Origin of the sequence: Nocardiopsis sp. MT53, assembly GCF_019598965.1 — a bacterium.
In the GTDB taxonomy this organism is placed as follows: Bacteria; Actinomycetota; Actinomycetes; order Streptosporangiales; family Streptosporangiaceae; genus Nocardiopsis; species Nocardiopsis changdeensis.
In genome coordinates, this window is the sequence record NZ_CP080599.1 from 5138785 (window position 1) to 5154897 (window position 16113).

Genomic DNA, 16113 nt, shown 5'->3' on the forward strand with positions numbered 1-16113 from the left:
TCAGGGGCGGGCGCGGGCGCGGATCTCCGGGACGGTCTCGCCGAACTCCGCGCGCAGCATCCGCCCCAGGTGGGCGGCGTCCAGCACGCCCCAGCGGGCCGCGATCGCCGCCGCGCCGCGGTCGGCCAGCGCCGGGTCGGCCAGGTCGCGGCGGATGCGGGACAGCCGCTCGCCGCGGATCCACCGGCCCGGGGCGAACCCGCGCTCGGCGCACAGCTTGTACAGGTAGCGGGTCGAGATCCCGTGCGCCCGGGCGACCGACTCCGCCGACAGCCCCGGGTCGGACAGGTTCGCCAGGCAGTACGCCCGGATCCGCTCCCAGGGGTCCTCGTCCTGCGCCGCGGCGGCGGCGTCGGCGAACGCCGCGCACACCAGTGACACCAGCGCCGCCGCCAGGTGGTGGCGGCCGCCCGCGCCCAGGTCGGCCGCGGCCCCGCCGGACACCCCCTGGAACAGCGCGCCCACCACCCCGCCCAGCCCGCGGCCCGCCCGCACCGGGACGGCCGTCCGCCGGCGCAGCACCGCGGCGTGCGCCCCGAACAGGCGCGGCGGCACCCCCATCACGACGGTGTCGTAGGGCTCCCAGAACGGCAGCTCGTAGGGGCGTCCGGTCTCGTAGACCACCAGGTCGCCGGGGGACAGCAGGCACTCGCGCCCGTTCTGCGCCACCCCGGCCCGCCCCGACACGTGCCAGGCGACCTTGAACAGCTCCGGGTCGGTGGAGCTCATGGACGACGGCTCGCGCCGCACCAGCACCGGCGCGGCCGTGATCCGGGTGAGTACCACGTCGTCCACGCGGGTGCTCGCGAACGAGCCCCGGAACGGCCGCTCGTCCGCCCGGCGCATGCGCAGGGGGGCGAACGCCCGGGACGCCTCCGCCTCGAAGCGGTCGAGCCGGTCGGTGGCCTGCGCTCCCTCCACGCCCTGCTCCCTCCCCGCGTCCTGACCGGATGTTAGCCCGGTCACGGAAACCCGGACAAGCACAGGCCGGGCGGAGCGGGCGCCGTGCACGGAACGGCGACCGCCCGTGCGCAGAACGGAGACCAGCTCGCCACCACTGTGCCTAGGCTCACGCCCCAACCGACGAAGGGACGCCCCATGGCCGAGCACCGCCACCCCGACCTGCACACCGACATGCTCATCGACGGCGCCCCGGTCCCCGCCGCCGGACGCGCCGTCCGCGCCACCGTCGACCCCGCCACCGGCGGCGTCATCGCCGAGGTCCCCGAGGCCACCGCCGCCGACGTGGACGCCGCCGTCGCGGCCGCCGCCCGCGCCTTCGGCTCCGACGCCTGGGGCGGCCTGCTCCCGGCGGCCCGCGCCCGCCTGCTGCTGCGCCTGGCCGACCTGCTGGAGGCCGACGCCGAGGCGTTCGCCGCCCTGGAGACCACCGACCAGGGCCAGCCGCTGGCGGTCAGCGCGGGCTTCTCGGTGCCCAACGCCGTGGAGCACCTGCGCTACTACGCAGGCTGGGTCACCAAGATCACCGGCGTCACCGCCCCGCTGTCGGTCCCCGACGTGGACTACCGCACCCGCCGCGAACCCCTGGGCGTCTGCGCGCTCATCACGCCGTGGAACTTCCCGCTCATGATCCTGGTGTGGAAGCTGGCCCCCGCCCTGGCCGCCGGCAACACCGTGGTCGTCAAGCCCGCCGAGCAGACCCCGCTCACCACCCTGCGCCTGGCCGCCCTGGTCCGCGAGGCCGGGTTCCCCGACGGCGTCGTCAACGTCGTCACCGGCGGCCCCGAGGTGGGCCGCGCCCTCGTCGCCCACCCCGACGTCGCCAAGGTGTCCTTCACCGGCTCCACCGAGGTCGGGCGGGAGATCGCCGCCGGGGCCGGGCGCGACCTCAAGCGCGTGTCCCTGGAGCTGGGCGGCAAGGCGCCGTCCATCATCACCGCCGACGCCGACATCGACGCCGCCGTGGCGGGCAACCTCATGGGCGGCCTGCTCAACTCCGGGCAGGTGTGCGCCGCCTACACCCGGTTCTACGTGGACGCCGCCCGCCACGACGAGTTCGCCGAGAAGCTCGCCGCCGGGGCGGCCTCGATGAAGCTCGGCCACGGCCTGGACGGCGCCACCCGGCTGGGGCCGCTGGTCTCCGCCGAGCAGCGCGACCGCGCCGAGGAGTACGTCCGGATCGGCCGGGAGGAGGGCGCCCACCTGCACGACCGCGCACCGCTGGAGGACGGGGACGGGTACTTCGTGCGCCCGGCCGTGTTCTCCGGGGTCACCGACGGCATGCGCATCGCCCGCGAGGAGATCTTCGGCCCGGTCCTGTCGGTGCTGCCCTACGACGACCCCGACGAGCTGGCCGCCCGCGCCAACGACAGCCGGTACGGGCTGGCGGCGGTGATCTGGTCCCGCGACATCGGCACCGCCAACCGGCTGGCCGCCCGGGTCAGGGCCGGGACCGTGTGGATCAACATGCCCCCGATGCTCGACGCCGCCGCGGCCTGGGGAGGGATGAAGGACTCGGGTCTGGGCCGCGAGATGGGCTGGTCCGCCATCGAGGCGTTCACCCAGGTCAAGAGCATCTGGACCAGCCTCGCCTGAGACCCGCGGCAGACCCGCCGCCGGGGCCGGACGCCCCGCCCCCGCGCCCCGACACCGTCCCGTTCCCCTCACCCGGAAGGACCCAGGACCGCCATGAGCGACCACCACCCCCTCGACGCCCTCACCGCGGAGGAGATCACCGCCGCCCGGGATCTGCTGGCCGGTGCCGGGCACCTGACCGACACCACCCGGTTCGTGTACACCGGGCTGGCCGAACCCGCCAAGGAGGTCCTGCTCGCGTACACCCCGGGCGACCCGGTGGAGCGCCGGGTGCGCGTCCTGCTGCTGGACGTGGGCACCGGTACCGCCCGCGACCTCGTCGTCTCCCTCACCCGCGGCCGGGTCGACTCCGAACGGGTCCTGGACCCGGCCGAGGACGGGCAGCCGCCCGTGCTGGACGAGGAGTTCGAGCTGGTCGAGCGGGTCCTGTCCGCCGACGAACGCTGGCTGTCGGCCCTGCGCGACCGCGGCCTGGACCCCGCCACCGTGCGCGTGGCCCCCCTGTCCGCGGGCGTCTACGACGACGAGTACCCCGAGGAGAGGGGTCGCCGCATCCTGCGCGGGCTCGCCTTCGTGCAGGAGCACGCGGCCGACCACGCCTGGGCGCACCCCGTCGACGGCCTGGTCGCCTACGTGGACGTGCTGGCGGGGAGGGTCGACCGGGTGCTGGACTTCGGCCCGGTCCCGGTGCCGTCGGTGTCGGGGAACTACACCGACCCGGCGGTGACCGGACCGCACCGCACCACCCAGCGCCCCATCGAGATCACCCAGCCGCAGGGGCCGAGCTTCACCCTGGAGGGCAACCTGCTCACCTGGGAGAACTGGTCGCTGCGGATCGGGTTCGACGCCCGGGAGGGCCTCGTCCTGCACCGGGTGTCGTTCCACGACCGGGACAGGGGCCGCGACCGGCCGGTCGTGCACCGGGCGTCCATCGCCGAGATGGTCGTCCCCTACGGCGACCCGTCCCCGGTGCGGTCCTGGCAGAACTACTTCGACACCGGCGAGTACATGGTGGGGCGCTACGCCAACGCGCTCCGGCTGGGCTGCGACTGCCTGGGCGAGATCACCTACATGGACGCGGTCATCGCCGACGAGTCCGGCGCGCCCCGGACCCTGCCCAACGCGGTGTGCCTGCACGAGGAGGACTTCGGGGTGCTGTGGAAGCACACCGACCTGTGGGCGGGCTCCTCCGAGACCCGGCGCCAGCGCCGGATGGTGGTCTCGTTCTTCACCACCGTCGGCAACTACGACTACGGCTTCTTCTGGTACCTGTACCTGGACGGCACCATCGAGTTCGAGGCCAAGGCCACCGGCATCGTGTTCACCAGCGCGTACCCGGGCGGGGACTACCCCTACGCCTCCGAGGTCGCCCCGGGGCTGGGCGCGCCGCTGCACCAGCACCTGTTCTGCGCGCGGCTGGACATGAACGTGGACGGGACGACGCACCGGGTGGAGGAGGTGGACGCCGTCCGCGTCCCGGTCGGGCCGGACAACCCGCGCGGCAACGCCTTCGCCCAGAAGCGCACGGTGCTCGCCACCGAACTGGAGGCGCGGCGCGCGGCCGACGCGTCGGTGGACCGGGTCTGGCACATCTCCAACCCGCGGGTGCGCAACCACCTGGGCCGGCCGGTCGCCTACGCCCTGCACCCGGAGGGGAAGCCGGTGCTGCTGGCGGACCCGTCGTCGTCGGTGGCGGCCCGGGCGGCCTTCGCCACCCGCCACCTGTGGGTGACCGCGCACGACGAGGACGAGCGCTACCCGGCGGGCGACCTGGTCAACCGGCACCCGGGCGGGGCGGGTCTGCCCGCGTTCACGGCCGACGACCGGGCCATCGACGGGCGGGACGTCGTGGTGTGGCACACCTTCGGGCTGACCCACGCGCCGCGTCCGGAGGACTGGCCGGTCATGCCGGTGGACCGCACCGGGTTCCGGCTGCGGCCGGTCGGGTTCTTCGACCGCAACCCCACGCTGGACGTCCCGCCGAGCGCCTCCGCGCACTGCGCCGCACAGGACCCGGACGGGGGCCGCTGCCACTGACGCCGGGAGGCGCTCAGCGGGGCAGGAGCTCCCCGATGAGCGCCTCCACGCGTTCGCGGATCCCGTCGCGGATGGGGCGCACCGCGTCCACGCCCCGCCCGGCGGGATCGGGCAGCTCCCAGTCGAGGTAGCGCTTGCCGGGGAAGAAGGGGCAGGTGTCCCCGCAGCCCATGGTGACGCACACGTCGGAGGCCTCGACGGCGTCGGTGGTGAGGAGTTTGGGCCGCTGGCCGGTGATGTCGATGCCGACCTCGGCCATGGCCTCGACCACGGCGGGGTTGAGGGCGTCGGCCGGCGCGGACCCGGCCGAGCGGACCTCGATCCGGCCCTCGGACAGGTGGGCCAGCCAGGCGGCGGCCATCTGGGAGCGGCCCGCGTTGTGCACGCACACGAACAGCACGGACGGCCTGTCGTCGGAGGTCATGGTGGGACTTCCCGTTTCGTCTCGGTGGAGGTCGGCCGGGCCGCCCCCGGGTGTCCGGGGCGGGCGCGTCCGGTGCCGGGATAATATCAGTGCATGCTGATATCAGTCGACGCTGACCTGTTGAAGGCGCTCGCCGACCCCCTGCGGACGCGGATCCTCTCCCTGCTGTCCCGCGAGACCCTGTGCACCACCCACCTCATGGAGGAGACCGGGGCCCGCCAGACCAACCTGTCCAACCACCTGCGCGTCCTGCGCGAGGCGGGTCTGGTGGAGACCGAGCCCTGCGGCCGCTTCACCTACTACCGGTTGGTCCCCGAACGCCTGGAGGCCCTCTCCGCCGACCTGGCGCGGGTGGCCGCCACCGCGCGCGCCACGGGCGCGGCCGACCGGAAGCGGGCCTGTTGATGACACGCCTGGACGGAACCCCGCAGGCCGGGCCGGCCGTCGTCGCGAAGCTCCCCTTCCTTGACCGGTTCCTGGCCGTGTGGATCCTGCTCGCCATGGCCGCCGGGCTGGGGCTGGGCCGCTTGGTCCCCGGCCTGGACGAGGCGCTGGCCGCACTGGAGGTCGGCGGGATCTCGCTGCCCATCGCCCTGGGCCTGCTCGTCATGATGTACCCGGTGCTGGCCAAGGTCCGCTACGACCGCCTCGGCACCGTCACCCGGGACAGGCGCCTGCTCCTCTCGTCCCTGGTGGTCAACTGGGTCGTCGGCCCCGCGGTGATGTTCGCCCTGGCCTGGATCTTCCTGGCGGACCTGCCCGAGTACCGCACCGGGCTGATCATCGTCGGCCTGGCCCGCTGCATCGCCATGGTGATCATCTGGAACGACCTCGCCTGCGGGAACCGGGAGGCCGCCGCCGTCCTGGTCGCGCTGAACTCGGTCTTCCAGGTGCTGGCCTTCGGCCTGCTGGGCTGGTTCTACCTGGACCTGTTGCCCGGGTGGCTGGGCCTGGACACCGGCGGGCTCGACGCCTCCCCGTGGCTGATCGCGCTCAACGTGGTGATCTTCCTCGGCGTCCCGCTGGCGGCCGGGTTCCTCACCCGCCGCGTCGGCGAGAAGCGCATGGGGCGGGAACGCTACGAGTCGGCGTTCCTGCCGCGGATCGGCCCGTGGGCCCTGTACGGGCTGCTGTTCACCATCGTGCTGCTGTTCGCCCTCCAGGGCGACCGGATCATCGAACGGCCGCTGGACGTGGCGCGCATCGCCCTGCCGCTGCTCGCCTACTTCGTCCTCATGTGGTTCGGCACCTTCGCCCTGGGCAGGGCGCTGGGCATGGACTACGGGCGCACCACCACGCTGGCGTTCACCGCCGCGGGCAACAACTTCGAGCTGGCCATCGCGGTGGCCGTGGCGACCTTCGGCGTGGCCTCCGGGCAGGCGCTGGCGGGTGTGGTGGGGCCGCTGATCGAGGTGCCCGTGCTGGTCGGCCTGGTGTACGTGTCCCTCGCCCTGCGCGGGCGCTTCGCCCCGGGGCCCCGATGAGCGCCGCGGACGTGGTGGTCATCGGCGGCGGCCAGGCCGGCCTGGCCGCGGGGTACTTCCTGCGCCGGGCGAAGGCGGACTTCGTGATCCTGGACGCCGCCGGGCGCCCCGGCGGCTCCTGGCCCGAGTACTGGGACTCGCTGAGGCTGTTCTCCCCGGCGGGGCACAGCATGCTGCCCGGCTGGTGGATGCCCGAGGAGCCCGGCCGGGAGTACCCCTCGGCCGCGCACGTCGCGTGGTACCTGTCCGAGTACGAGCGCCGCTACGACCTGCCCGTGCGCCGGCCGGTCCGGGCGGTCGCGGTCGAGCGCGCCGACGGCGCCCTGCGGGTGCGCACCGACCACGGCGACTGGACCGCCCGCCACGTCGTCAGCGCCACCGGCACCTGGCGCGCCCCGTACGTCCCCGACGTGCCCGGCCGGGACGCCTTCGCGGGCCAGCAGCCGCACACGGTGGACTACCGCCGCCCCGAGGCGCTCGCCGGGCGCCGGGTCGCCGTGGTGGGCGGCGGCAACTCGGCGGCGCAGATCCTCGCCGAGCTGTCCCGGGTCGCGGACACCACGTGGGTCACCGCCCGGCCGCCCCGCCTCATGCCCGACGGCCTGGACGGGCGCGCCCTGTTCGCCGGGGCCACCCGCCGGGTGCTCGACGGGACGGCCGAGCGGCCGCCCGGGGACATTGTCATGGTGCCGAGCGTGCGGGAGGCCCGCGACCGCGGAGTCCTCAAGGCCGAGCCGATGTTCGAGCGGCTGACCCGCACCGGCGCGGTCTGGGCGGACGGGACCGCAGCCGACTTCGACGCGGTCCTGTGGTGCACGGGCTTCCGCCCGGTGCTGGACCACCTGGCCCCGCTGGGGGTGCTCGACGACCGGGGCCGGGTCGGGGTCCGGGGCAACCGCTCCCGCGCCGAGCCGCGGCTGCACCTGCTGGGCTACGGCGACTGGACGGGCCCGGTCTCGGCGACGCTCATCGGCGCGGGCCGCACCGCCAAGACCGCCGTCGCCGAGATCGTCCGCTCCCTGGAGCAGGGCCCCTGACCGGGGGCGGCGGTGCGCCGCCCCCGGTCAGGGGCCGGCGTCACGGCAGCCGGTCCGGGTCGGCGGCCCGGGCCGGGCGCGGGGAGTCCCCGCCCCCGCAGCACCCGCCGCCCGCGGAGGCGGTCGGAGCGGCCGTGAGCAGCGGCAGCGGCGAGACGGTCAGCAGGCCGGCGCCGGCCGCCGCCGGGGACGGCCGCTCCGCCTCGGGGGCGGGACCGCAGCAGCCGTCCGCGCCGGCCTTGGTGGCGCCGGGGTCGTCGAACAGGCCCGCGCCGCCGCAGACACCGGTCTCGGGCAGGGTCAGCTCCACGCGGGCGGCGGCCTCGCGGTCCCCGGCCAGGTGGGCGGCGATGCTGCGGACCTGCTCGAACCCGGTCAGGGCCAGGAAGGTGGGGGCGCGCCCGTAGGACTTCATCCCCGCCAGGAAGAACCCCTCCTCCGGGTGGGACAGCTCGGCGGCCCCGTGCGGGTACACCGTCCCGCAGGAGTGCACGTTGGGGTCGATGAGCGGGGCCAGCTCCACCGGCGCCTGGAGGGCGGCGTCCAGGCCGAGGCGGACCTCGGACAGGAAGGACAGGTCGGGGCGGAACCCGGTCAGGGCCACCACCTCGTCGACCGGCTCCAGGGCCCGGCCGCCGTCGTCCACCAGGACGAGGCGGTCCCCGTCCGGGCGCACCTCGGCGGTGCGGAACCCGGTGACCACCTCGATGTGCCCGGCCTCCACTGCGGCCCTGGCGCGCAGGCCCAGGGCGCCGCGCCCGGCGAGCCGGTCGGCGGCCCCGCCGCCGAAGGCGTCGCCCACGGCTCCGCGCCGCAGCACCCACACCGCGCGGGTGCCCGGGACCTCCTCGGCGAGGGCGGCCAGGGCCACCAGCGCCGTCAGCGCCGAGTGCCCCCTGCCGACCACCGCCGTGGTCCGCCCCGCGTGACGGGCCCGCCCGGCCGGGTCGGCGGTGTCGGGGACGCGGTAGGAGACGCGCCCGGCCGCGTCGGCCTCGCCCAGGGCGGGCAGGCCGTCGCCGCCCGCCGGGTTGGGGGAGCCCCAGGTGCCGGAGGCGTCCATGACTGCGCGGGCGAGCAGCCGCTCCTCGCCGCCGGACGTGCGCACGCGGACGGTGAACGGCTGTTCGGCGCGCCCGGAGTCCACGACCCGGTCGCGGCCCAGACGGCTCACCCCGGTCACCTCGGCGCCGAAGCGCACCCGCCCGCCCAGGGCGGCGGCCAGCGGGGCCAGGTAGGAGTCGACCCACTCGGCGCCGGTCGGGTAGCCGCCGTCGGCGGGGCGGGTCCAGCCGGCGGCGGTGAGCAGCTTCTCCGCCGCGGGGGCCACCAGGTCGCGCCACATCGAGAACAGGCGCACGTGCCCCCACTCGGACACGGCGGCCCCGGCCCGGTCGCCGCGCTCCAGCACCACGACCGGCAGGTCGCGCCCCACCAGCTCGGCGGCCGCGGCCAGCCCCACCGGCCCCGCTCCGATCACCACGACGGGAAGACCCTCGTCCATGACACACCCTTTCATCGATCGGTGTCTATGGAGCGAGACTTTATAGATGTACGTCGATGGACGCAACCATAGATCGTGGTCGATAATGAGCGCATGACCGTGACGACCCCGGACTCCCTGTCCGCCCTCGACGCCGAGACCTACGCCGCCTGGTTCGCCTGCCTGGCCGAACCCATGCGCGTCCGGCTGCTCCATGCCATCGCCACGACCCCGGGGTCGGTCGGCGTGGGGGAGTTGGCCGAGATGGTGGACCTGCGCCAGCCCACCGTCTCCCACCACCTGCGCAAGCTCGCCGACGTCGGGTTCGTGACCCTCACCCGGGTGGGCACCTCCACCCGGGTCGCCGTCAACCCCGCCTGCTGCGTCGGCCTGCCGCACGCCGCCGACGCCGTCATGGGCCTGCTGGCCGCCCGCCCCTGCTGCCCCACCGACCTGCCCGGGGACGTCGCCACCCGCCCGATGGCCGACGCCGACCTGGAGCGCGTCCGCGAGATCTACGCCGAGGGCATCGCCACCGGCGACGCCACCTTCGAGACCGAGGCGCCCCCGGTCGACGCCCTGAAGGACAAGTGGCTCCCCGGCCACCGCTGGGTCGCCGAACTCGACGGCGCCGTGGTCGGCTGGGCCGCCGCCGCCCCGGTCTCGGCCCGCGAGGCCTACACGGGGGTCGCCGAGACCTCGGTGTACGTCGCCGGAGCCGCGCGCGGCCGGGGCGTGGGCAAGGCGCTGCTGTACCGGCAGGTCACCGAGGCCGACACCGGGGGGCTGTGGACGCTGCAGACCTCGGTCTTCCCCGAGAACCGCGCCTCGCTGGCCCTGCACCACCAGGCCGGGTTCCGCACCGTCGGGGTGCGCGAGCGCATCGCCCGCCACCACGGCCGCTGGCGCGACACCGTCCTGCTCGAACGCCGCCGCGAGACCGGGGCCGAGTCCCCGGCCTGCGCCTGCTGAGCGCCGCCCGCCCCCTCACCCCCACCCGTCGCCCGGGCGCCGGTCGGAGAACAGCACCAGCGCCCGGGCCGCCTCCACCGGGACGGTCAGGTCCAGCCCCGTCACCTCGCGGAACGCCTGGAGCCGGTTCACCACCGTGTTCCGGTGGCAGTACAGCGACTCCGCGGTCGCCTTGACCGACCCCGTCGCCGTGTAGTGCTCCAGGGTCTCCAGCAGCCGCGCCCGGGCGTCGGGTTCCAGCGCCGCCACCCGCTCCACCGCCTCCCGGCCGAACCCGGGCAGCACCTCCAGCAGCCGGTCCCGGGCCAGCGCGGGCCACACCCCCTCCGCCCGGACGAACCCCCCGCCGGGGCGGGCGTACCCGGCCAGCCGCCGGGCCGCCGCGATCGCCGCGGGCACCTCGGCCAGCCCCCGCACCCCGGGGACCGCGCCCCCCGTCATCCCCTCCAGCGGCAGCGGCCACCGGGCCCGGCCCTCCCGCACCAGCGCCACCCCGTCGTCGAACTCCCACACCAGGCAGCCGTCGCGGGCCGGCCCGCCCAGTTCCGAGCGTCTCCCCGGCCCGGCCCCCGGCCCCGGCGCCGCGAACAGCACCTCGAACACCCCGTCCACGGCCACCCCCAGCACCGGGGCGACCTGCGCCGCCACCTCCGCGGCCCGGTCGCCCGACCCCAGCAGCCGGGACAGCGCCTGGGCCGCCTCGGCCCGCGAGTCCCGCTCCAGCGCCGCCCGCTCCTCCAGGAACGCGGCCTGCACATCGCTGATGTACTGCTCGACGGTGCCGAGGATCTCCTCCACGTGCAGCACCAGGATCTGCGCCGAGTCCGCGCCGCCCGCGCGCACCAGTCCCGCCCACAGCACCCGGAAGTCCAGCCGCACCGCCTCCAGCAGGTCCTCGCGCGCCACCCCCTGCCGGGCCCGCCGCACCCCCAGCCGGGCCGGCAGGTCGCTCAGGTGCCCGGGCAGCGGCAGCCCGGCCAGGCGCCGGGTGAGCATGTCGAAGGTGTCGGTCGCGGTCTGGCGCAGGTCGTCGTCGGGGATCAGCCCGTCGCTGTAGCGCCCCAGCGCCGACAGCCGCCCCAGGAAGTCGGCGACCAGCCCGTCGCGGTCCCGGGCCAGCAGCTCCAGCATCCTCGGCCACGGCTGCGGTCCGTCCGGGTCCACCATGGTCTGCCTCCTCACGGCGTCCTTGGGCGAATACACCGGGAACGATGGTGCCACGGATCGCCCGGTGCCCCCCACCTGCCCCGACGCGGGCCGGTGCGGTCCCACCGTGGTCATGTGCACAGCCGAGCCCGGAAATCTTGGGTGAATGCCGATTGAGCGCGGCCGACCCGCACGCCGAGTATGGGAGCGTCACCACCGGACCCGAGAGGAACCACATGACCGCCCCCGGACGCACCGCCGCCGACACCCGCTTCCTGGAGGACTTCCGCGCCATGAGCGCCTTCGGCGCCACCCCCTCCGGAGGGGTCGACCGGCAGGCCGCCACCGAGCCCGACAACGCCCAGCGCCGCTGGCTGGCCGGGCTGCTGGAGGAGGCCGGCCTGCGGGTGGTGTACGACCGCATCGGCAACCAGTTCGGCCTGCTGGAGCGGGTGCCCGGCGCCCCCTACGTGGTCGTCGGCTCCCACATGGACTCCCAGCCCACGGCCGGCCGCTACGACGGCGCCTACGGCGTGCTGGCCGCGGCCCACGCGGTGCTGCGCGCCGCCGAGCGCGACGCGGCCGAGGGCGCGGAGCCGCCCTACAACCTCGCCGTCGTCAACTGGTTCAACGAGGAGGGCTCGCGGTTCACCCCCTCCATGATGGGCAGCGCCGTGTACACCGGCCGCCTGCCGCTGGAGACCGCGCTGGCCTCCCGCGACCGGGCCGGGACCACGGTCGCGCAGGCACTGGCCCCCACCGGGTTCCTCGGCGACACCGACGGCCCCGAGGCGGTCTTCTGCGCCGAGATCCACGTGGAGCAGGGCCGGGTCCTGGAGAACACCGGCACCACGATCGGCCTGGTCGAGGCCTGCTGGGCGGCCCGCAAGTACCGGGTGACGGTCCGCGGCGACCAGGCGCACTCGGGCGCCACGGTCATGGAGGACCGCCGCGACGCCCTGCTGGGCGCCTCCCTGCTGGTGGTCGCCGCCCGCGAGCTGGCCGACCGCTTCCCCGGCGTGCTGCACACCGCGGTGGGCAGCATGGACGTCTACCCCAACTCCCCGGTCACGGTGGCCTCCCGCGCCGAGCTGCTGCTGGACCTGCGCTCCCACGACGAGGCGGTGCTGGCCGAGGCGGACCGGCTGCTCGCGCAGGAGGTCGCCCGCATCGAGGGCACCGCCCGGGTGGAGATCGACCTCGACCTCTCCCACGCGTGGGGTATCGACCGCTACCAGCCCGAGGGCGTGGAGCTGGCCCGGGGCGCCGCCGAGCGCCTGGGGCTGAGCCACCGCGGCATCCTCACCGTCGCCGGGCACGACTCGATCAACATGAAGGAGCGCGTCCCCACCGTCATGCTCTTCGTGCCCTCCGTCGAGGGCGTCTCGCACAACGAGGGCGAGTACACCCAGGACGACGACATGCTGGCCGGGCTGGACCTGCTCACCGACGTGGTCCGCGGCCTGGGCTCCGGGGCGCTGCCGAGCACCGGGGTCCACGACCCGGCCGCCGTCCGCGCCTGACCCCGCCCCCGCGCATGTGAAGGCCCCGCCCGGGAATCCCGGGTTCCGGTGGGCGCTGCGACACCCCGCCTCTGAAGGGGTGCGACGGACGGCTTCGAGATCCGAGCGAGCCGGAAGCCACCGGGGCGCGGGAAGTTCCACGCCGAGCGCGGGCGCAACCTCGCCCGAACGGGGCTACGGCGACACGCGGGCCGGCCGGATGGCGGGCGCCCTCCCGCGCCCGGCAGGAGCGGACGCGGGAGGGCGCGCAGATGGCCGGGGGCCGGCGGGGACATCCCCGCCGGCCCCCGGCCCGTCCGTACCGGCCTAGCGGACCACGACCTCGTCGCGGACCCGCAGGCGCTCGCCGACCAGGCCGCCGACCGCGGTGATCAGCGCGATCCCCACCAGCAGCAGCGAGGCCACCCACGAGCCGCCGTTCGAGACGTCCAGCAGGGCGGTGGCGGCGAACGGCAGGAAGCCGCTCAGCGCACCGGCCAGGTTGTACGCCAGCGCCACGCCGCTGTAGCGCAGGTGCGCCGGGAACAGCTCGGTGAGCAGCGCGCCCGACACCGCGTAGGCGATCGACAGGATCGCCACGCCCGCGGCCACCGCCAGCACCACGAGCACCGGGGAGCGCGTGTCGATCATCCAGAACACCGGGAAGGCGATGGCCGCCGTGGCCACACCGCCCCACAGCGTCACCCGGCCCGGGCCGATCCGCTCGGCCAGGCGGCCGAACACCAGGATGACCCCGATCTGGGCCACCGCCGCCACCAGGGTGGCGTTGACCATCAGCCCCCGCTCCAGCCCCAGGGTGCCGGTGCCGTAGCTGATCGCGAACGTGGTCATGACGTAGAAGCCGCCCACGCCCAGCAGCGCCGAGGCGATCGCGACCAGCAGCCGCCCCCAGGCCTTGCGGAACACGTCCACGGCCGGGACCTTGGACCGCGCCTCCTGGCGCTCCATCTCCTCGAAGACCGGCGACTCCTCGACCTTGCGGCGGATGTACACGGCCACCAGCAGCAGCGGGAACGCCGCCAGGAACGGCAGGCGCCAGCCCCAGGAGTCGAACTGCTCCGGCGGCAGCGTCAGCACCAGCGCGAACGCGCCCGAGGACAGCAGGGTTCCGACCGGGGAGCCGATCTGCGGCAGCGCCGCGTAACGCCCGCGCTTCTCGGGCGGGGCGTGCTCGACGGCGATGGTCACCGCGCCGCCCCACTCGCCGCCCACAGCGATGCCCTGCACCAGGCGCAGCAGCGCCAGCAGCAGCGGGGCCGCCACGCCGATGGCCGCGAAGTCGGGCAGCACGCCGATGAGGCCGGTCGCCACACCGATGGCGACCACCGTGATCAGCAGCGCGGGACGCCGTCCGATCCGGTCGCCCATCCACCCGAACAGGACGGCGCCCAGCGGGCGGGCCACGAAGCCCACGCCGAAGGTCGCGAACGCGGCCAGGGTGGCCGCCGTCGGGTTCAGCGTCGTGAAGTACAGCCGGTTGAACACCAGGGCGGCCGCGGTGCCGAAGAGGAAGTAGTCGTACCACTCCAGTGCGGTGCCGACGAACGCGGCGAAGGCGATGCGACCGGCCTCCTTGCCGCTCACCACCGGGGCCTTCCCGCCCGGCGGGGCCTCGGGGCCCGTGCGGTCGAGGTCGTTCATGGGGAATTCTCTCCTCTTCGGTGTCCGCGCCGCACCGGCGCGGGGTCTATCAGGGGATGGGAGGGGGCGGGTCAGGCGCCGCCGCCGGATGCCGTCGCGGCCAGTCCGGCGAAGGCGTCCGCGCCGTGGACGGCCTCGCCGCCCACGACGGTCGCCAGCACCTCGACGGTGTCGATGCCCCGGTCCGCCGTGTCGACCGGATCGCGGTCCAGGATGACCAGGTCGGCGAGCCCGCCGGGGGACAGCGTGCCCCTGTCGTGCTCATCGTGGCTCGCCCAGGCCGCGTCGACGGTGTAGGCGCGCAGGGCCTGCTCGGCGGTGACCCGCTCGTCGGGGGCGAGGACGGCGCCCCCGCTGCTGAGCCGTTCCACCATCGAGGCCATGCCCGCCAGCGGCGCGCCGGGCGCGACCGGGCGGTCGGAGCTGCCCGGCACCCGGATCCCGTGCTCCAGGAACGACCGGTGCCGGTACAGCCAGCCCACCCGCTCCGGGCCCAGGGACGCCGCCATGGCGTCGCCCACGGTGTACAGGAACCGGGGCTGGGGGACCGGGACCACGCCCAGTTCGGCGAACCGGGCCAGCTGGTCGGGGCGGACCACCCCGGCGTGCTCGATCCGGTGGCGCACGTCCGGGCGCGGCAGCTCCCTGTGCGCCCGCTCGAAGGCGTCCAGCGCCAGGTCCACGGCCTCGTCGCCGATGGCGTGCGCGGCCACCCGCCACCCGGCGCGGTGGGCGGCCACCACCAGGTCGCGCATCTCCTCGGGCGGGTTCTGGAACACGCCGTGCCCGTGTCCGCACAGGGGCTCGGTCACGGCCGCGGTACGGCCGATGAGCGAGCCGTCCAGCCAGATCTTCATGGGGCCCAGGCGCAGCCGGTCGTCGCCGAAGCCGGTGCGCAGCCCCAGGTCGATGCCGACGTCGATGCCGTCGTCGGCGTGCCCGTCCAGCGGGTGCAGGTTGTCGGCGGCCACCATCAGCTCCACGCGGGTGCGCAGGTCGCCGCGTTCACGGGCCAGCTGGTAGGCGGCGGCCTCCACCGGGGTGCGGCCGATCAGCCCGCGCCCGATCCCGGCCTCGACGACGTGGGTGAGGCCCTCGGAGGCGTACACGCGCGAGGCCCGGCCGATCGCGTCGGCCAGGTCGGCGACGGGGTAGGGCATGACCAGGGCGGTGACCAGCTCCTGGGCGCGCTCCTGGAGCAGGCCGGTGGGCGTCCCGTCGCCGTCGCGGACGATCACCCCGCCCTCGGGGTCGCCCACCGCGGCGGAGTCGGCGCCGACCCGGCGCAGCACCGCGCTGCTCACGGTGCACATGTGCCCGGAGCGGTGCTTGAGCCACACCGGGCGGCCGCCCCCGGCCCGGTCCAGGCCGTGCCGGTCGGGGTGCGCGCCCATGGCGGTGTCGTCGTAGCCGGATCCGATGATCCAGGCGTCGGCGGGCAGGTCGGCGGCCCGGCGGGTCACCGCGTCGTAGAGCCCGTCCAGGGTGGTGACGTCCTCCAGGCCCAGCTCGCCCAGGGACTGGCCGAACCACGCCATGTGGTTGTGCGCGTCCCCGAAGCCGGGGACGACCGCGGCGCCGCCGCAGTCGACCACGGCCCGGGCGGGCAGGTCGGCGACGTCCCCGTCGAACCCGAGGACGCGACCGGCGGCGATGCCCACGGCGGTGGCCGCGGGCCGGTCGTCGTCGAGGGTGCGCACGCGCGCGTTGGTGAGCAGGAGGTCGAGCATGCCGGCGGTGTTCTTCCTGGAAGGGAGGGGTGTGACGGATTCCCTCCAGGGTGCCGGGTGGGTGCGCGGGGCCTCAATGA

General features: G+C 75.5%; 13 protein-coding genes. 7 read left to right on the top strand and 6 right to left on the bottom strand.

The features are described from left to right. The gene (locus tag K1J57_RS22675; protein ID WP_220560630.1) at positions 1-921 is read right to left on the bottom strand and encodes an AraC family transcriptional regulator; all 921 of its coding nucleotides are present in this window, start codon (positions 919-921) and stop codon (positions 1-3) included. A 177-nt stretch (positions 922-1098) separates the two neighbouring features. On the opposite strand from K1J57_RS22675, the gene K1J57_RS22680 reads away from it, so the two are divergent. Beyond that, complete coding sequence (locus K1J57_RS22680; RefSeq protein ID WP_220560631.1) at positions 1099-2556, top strand: aldehyde dehydrogenase; 1458 nt, start codon at positions 1099-1101, stop codon at positions 2554-2556. A gap of 93 nt (positions 2557-2649) precedes the next feature. Continuing rightward, positions 2650-4593 carry a primary-amine oxidase gene (locus tag K1J57_RS22685; protein ID WP_220560632.1) on the top strand — a complete coding sequence of 648 codons (1944 nt, stop codon included), beginning with the start codon at positions 2650-2652 and terminating at the stop codon, positions 4591-4593. A gap of 13 nt (positions 4594-4606) precedes the next feature. Here the strand turns inward: K1J57_RS22685 and K1J57_RS22690 are convergent, their stop codons facing one another. Further along, on the bottom strand, positions 4607-5017 hold the full coding sequence (locus tag K1J57_RS22690; RefSeq protein ID WP_220560633.1) for an arsenate reductase ArsC: 411 nt from the start codon (positions 5015-5017) through the stop codon (positions 4607-4609). A gap of 93 nt (positions 5018-5110) precedes the next feature. Between K1J57_RS22690 and K1J57_RS22695 the strand changes: the two genes are divergently transcribed. From K1J57_RS22695 to K1J57_RS22705, 3 genes are read left to right on the top strand one after another with little or no spacing between them, the layout of a single operon-like run. Next, complete coding sequence (locus K1J57_RS22695; protein WP_220560635.1) at positions 5111-5422, top strand: helix-turn-helix transcriptional regulator; 312 nt, start codon at positions 5111-5113, stop codon at positions 5420-5422. Beyond that, complete coding sequence (gene arsB, locus K1J57_RS22700) at positions 5422-6501, top strand: ACR3 family arsenite efflux transporter (RefSeq protein ID WP_220560636.1); 1080 nt, start codon at positions 5422-5424, stop codon at positions 6499-6501. The genes K1J57_RS22695 and arsB overlap by 1 nt, the downstream gene beginning before the upstream one ends. Continuing rightward, the gene (locus tag K1J57_RS22705) at positions 6498-7538 is read left to right on the top strand and encodes an ArsO family NAD(P)H-dependent flavin-containing monooxygenase (protein ID WP_220560637.1); all 1041 of its coding nucleotides are present in this window, start codon (positions 6498-6500) and stop codon (positions 7536-7538) included. Before arsB ends, K1J57_RS22705 begins: the two co-directional genes overlap by 4 nt. Before the next feature lie 40 nt (positions 7539-7578). Here the strand turns inward: K1J57_RS22705 and K1J57_RS22710 are convergent, their stop codons facing one another. Continuing rightward, positions 7579-9042, bottom strand: coding sequence for an NAD(P)-binding domain-containing protein (locus K1J57_RS22710; protein WP_220560638.1), 1464 nt, complete (start codon positions 9040-9042; stop codon positions 7579-7581). 93 nt (positions 9043-9135) lie between these two features. Between K1J57_RS22710 and K1J57_RS22715 the strand changes: the two genes are divergently transcribed. Continuing rightward, positions 9136-9993: a metalloregulator ArsR/SmtB family transcription factor gene (locus K1J57_RS22715; protein ID WP_220560639.1), complete on the top strand. Its 858-nt coding sequence runs from the start codon at positions 9136-9138 to the stop codon at positions 9991-9993. 15 nt (positions 9994-10008) lie between these two features. Here the strand turns inward: K1J57_RS22715 and K1J57_RS34035 are convergent, their stop codons facing one another. After that, positions 10009-11160, bottom strand: coding sequence for a helix-turn-helix domain-containing protein (locus K1J57_RS34035; RefSeq protein WP_220560640.1), 1152 nt, complete (start codon positions 11158-11160; stop codon positions 10009-10011). Positions 11161-11375: 215 nt separating this feature from the next. Here K1J57_RS34035 and K1J57_RS22725 point away from each other — a divergent pair, with 215 nt between their 5' ends. After that, positions 11376-12662, top strand: coding sequence for a M20 family metallo-hydrolase (locus K1J57_RS22725; RefSeq protein ID WP_220560641.1), 1287 nt, complete (start codon positions 11376-11378; stop codon positions 12660-12662). A gap of 306 nt (positions 12663-12968) precedes the next feature. Here the strand turns inward: K1J57_RS22725 and K1J57_RS22730 are convergent, their stop codons facing one another. Together K1J57_RS22730 and K1J57_RS22735 are read right to left on the bottom strand one after the other, a co-directional pair. After that, entirely contained in the window at positions 12969-14303 is a 1335-nt protein-coding gene (locus K1J57_RS22730) for an MFS transporter (protein WP_220560642.1), read from the bottom strand. Between the two features lie 71 nt (positions 14304-14374). Beyond that, positions 14375-16033 (bottom strand): amidohydrolase, encoded by a 1659-nt coding sequence (locus tag K1J57_RS22735; protein WP_220560643.1) that lies wholly within the window; start codon positions 16031-16033, stop codon positions 14375-14377. Positions 16034-16113: the final 80 nt, after the last annotated feature.

Bases quoted from the DNA above. Each gene is read 5' to 3' on its own strand.
- K1J57_RS22680 (WP_220560631.1), top strand. From the start codon at position 1,099: ATGGCCGAGCACCGCCACCCCGACCTGCACACCGACATGCTCATCGAC.
- K1J57_RS22685 (WP_220560632.1), top strand. From the start codon at position 2,650: ATGAGCGACCACCACCCCCTCGACGCCCTCACCGCGGAGGAGATCACC.
- K1J57_RS22690 (WP_220560633.1), bottom strand. From the start codon at position 5,017: ATGACCTCCGACGACAGGCCGTCCGTGCTGTTCGTGTGCGTGCACAAC.
- K1J57_RS22695 (WP_220560635.1), top strand. From the start codon at position 5,111: ATGCTGATATCAGTCGACGCTGACCTGTTGAAGGCGCTCGCCGACCCC.
- arsB (WP_220560636.1), top strand. From the start codon at position 5,422: ATGACACGCCTGGACGGAACCCCGCAGGCCGGGCCGGCCGTCGTCGCG.
- K1J57_RS22705 (WP_220560637.1), top strand. From the start codon at position 6,498: ATGAGCGCCGCGGACGTGGTGGTCATCGGCGGCGGCCAGGCCGGCCTG.
- K1J57_RS22710 (WP_220560638.1), bottom strand. From the start codon at position 9,042: ATGGACGAGGGTCTTCCCGTCGTGGTGATCGGAGCGGGGCCGGTGGGG.
- K1J57_RS22715 (WP_220560639.1), top strand. From the start codon at position 9,136: ATGACCGTGACGACCCCGGACTCCCTGTCCGCCCTCGACGCCGAGACC.
- K1J57_RS34035 (WP_220560640.1), bottom strand. From the start codon at position 11,160: ATGGTGGACCCGGACGGACCGCAGCCGTGGCCGAGGATGCTGGAGCTG.
- K1J57_RS22725 (WP_220560641.1), top strand. From the start codon at position 11,376: ATGACCGCCCCCGGACGCACCGCCGCCGACACCCGCTTCCTGGAGGAC.
- K1J57_RS22730 (WP_220560642.1), bottom strand. From the start codon at position 14,303: ATGAACGACCTCGACCGCACGGGCCCCGAGGCCCCGCCGGGCGGGAAG.
- K1J57_RS22735 (WP_220560643.1), bottom strand. From the start codon at position 16,033: ATGCTCGACCTCCTGCTCACCAACGCGCGCGTGCGCACCCTCGACGAC.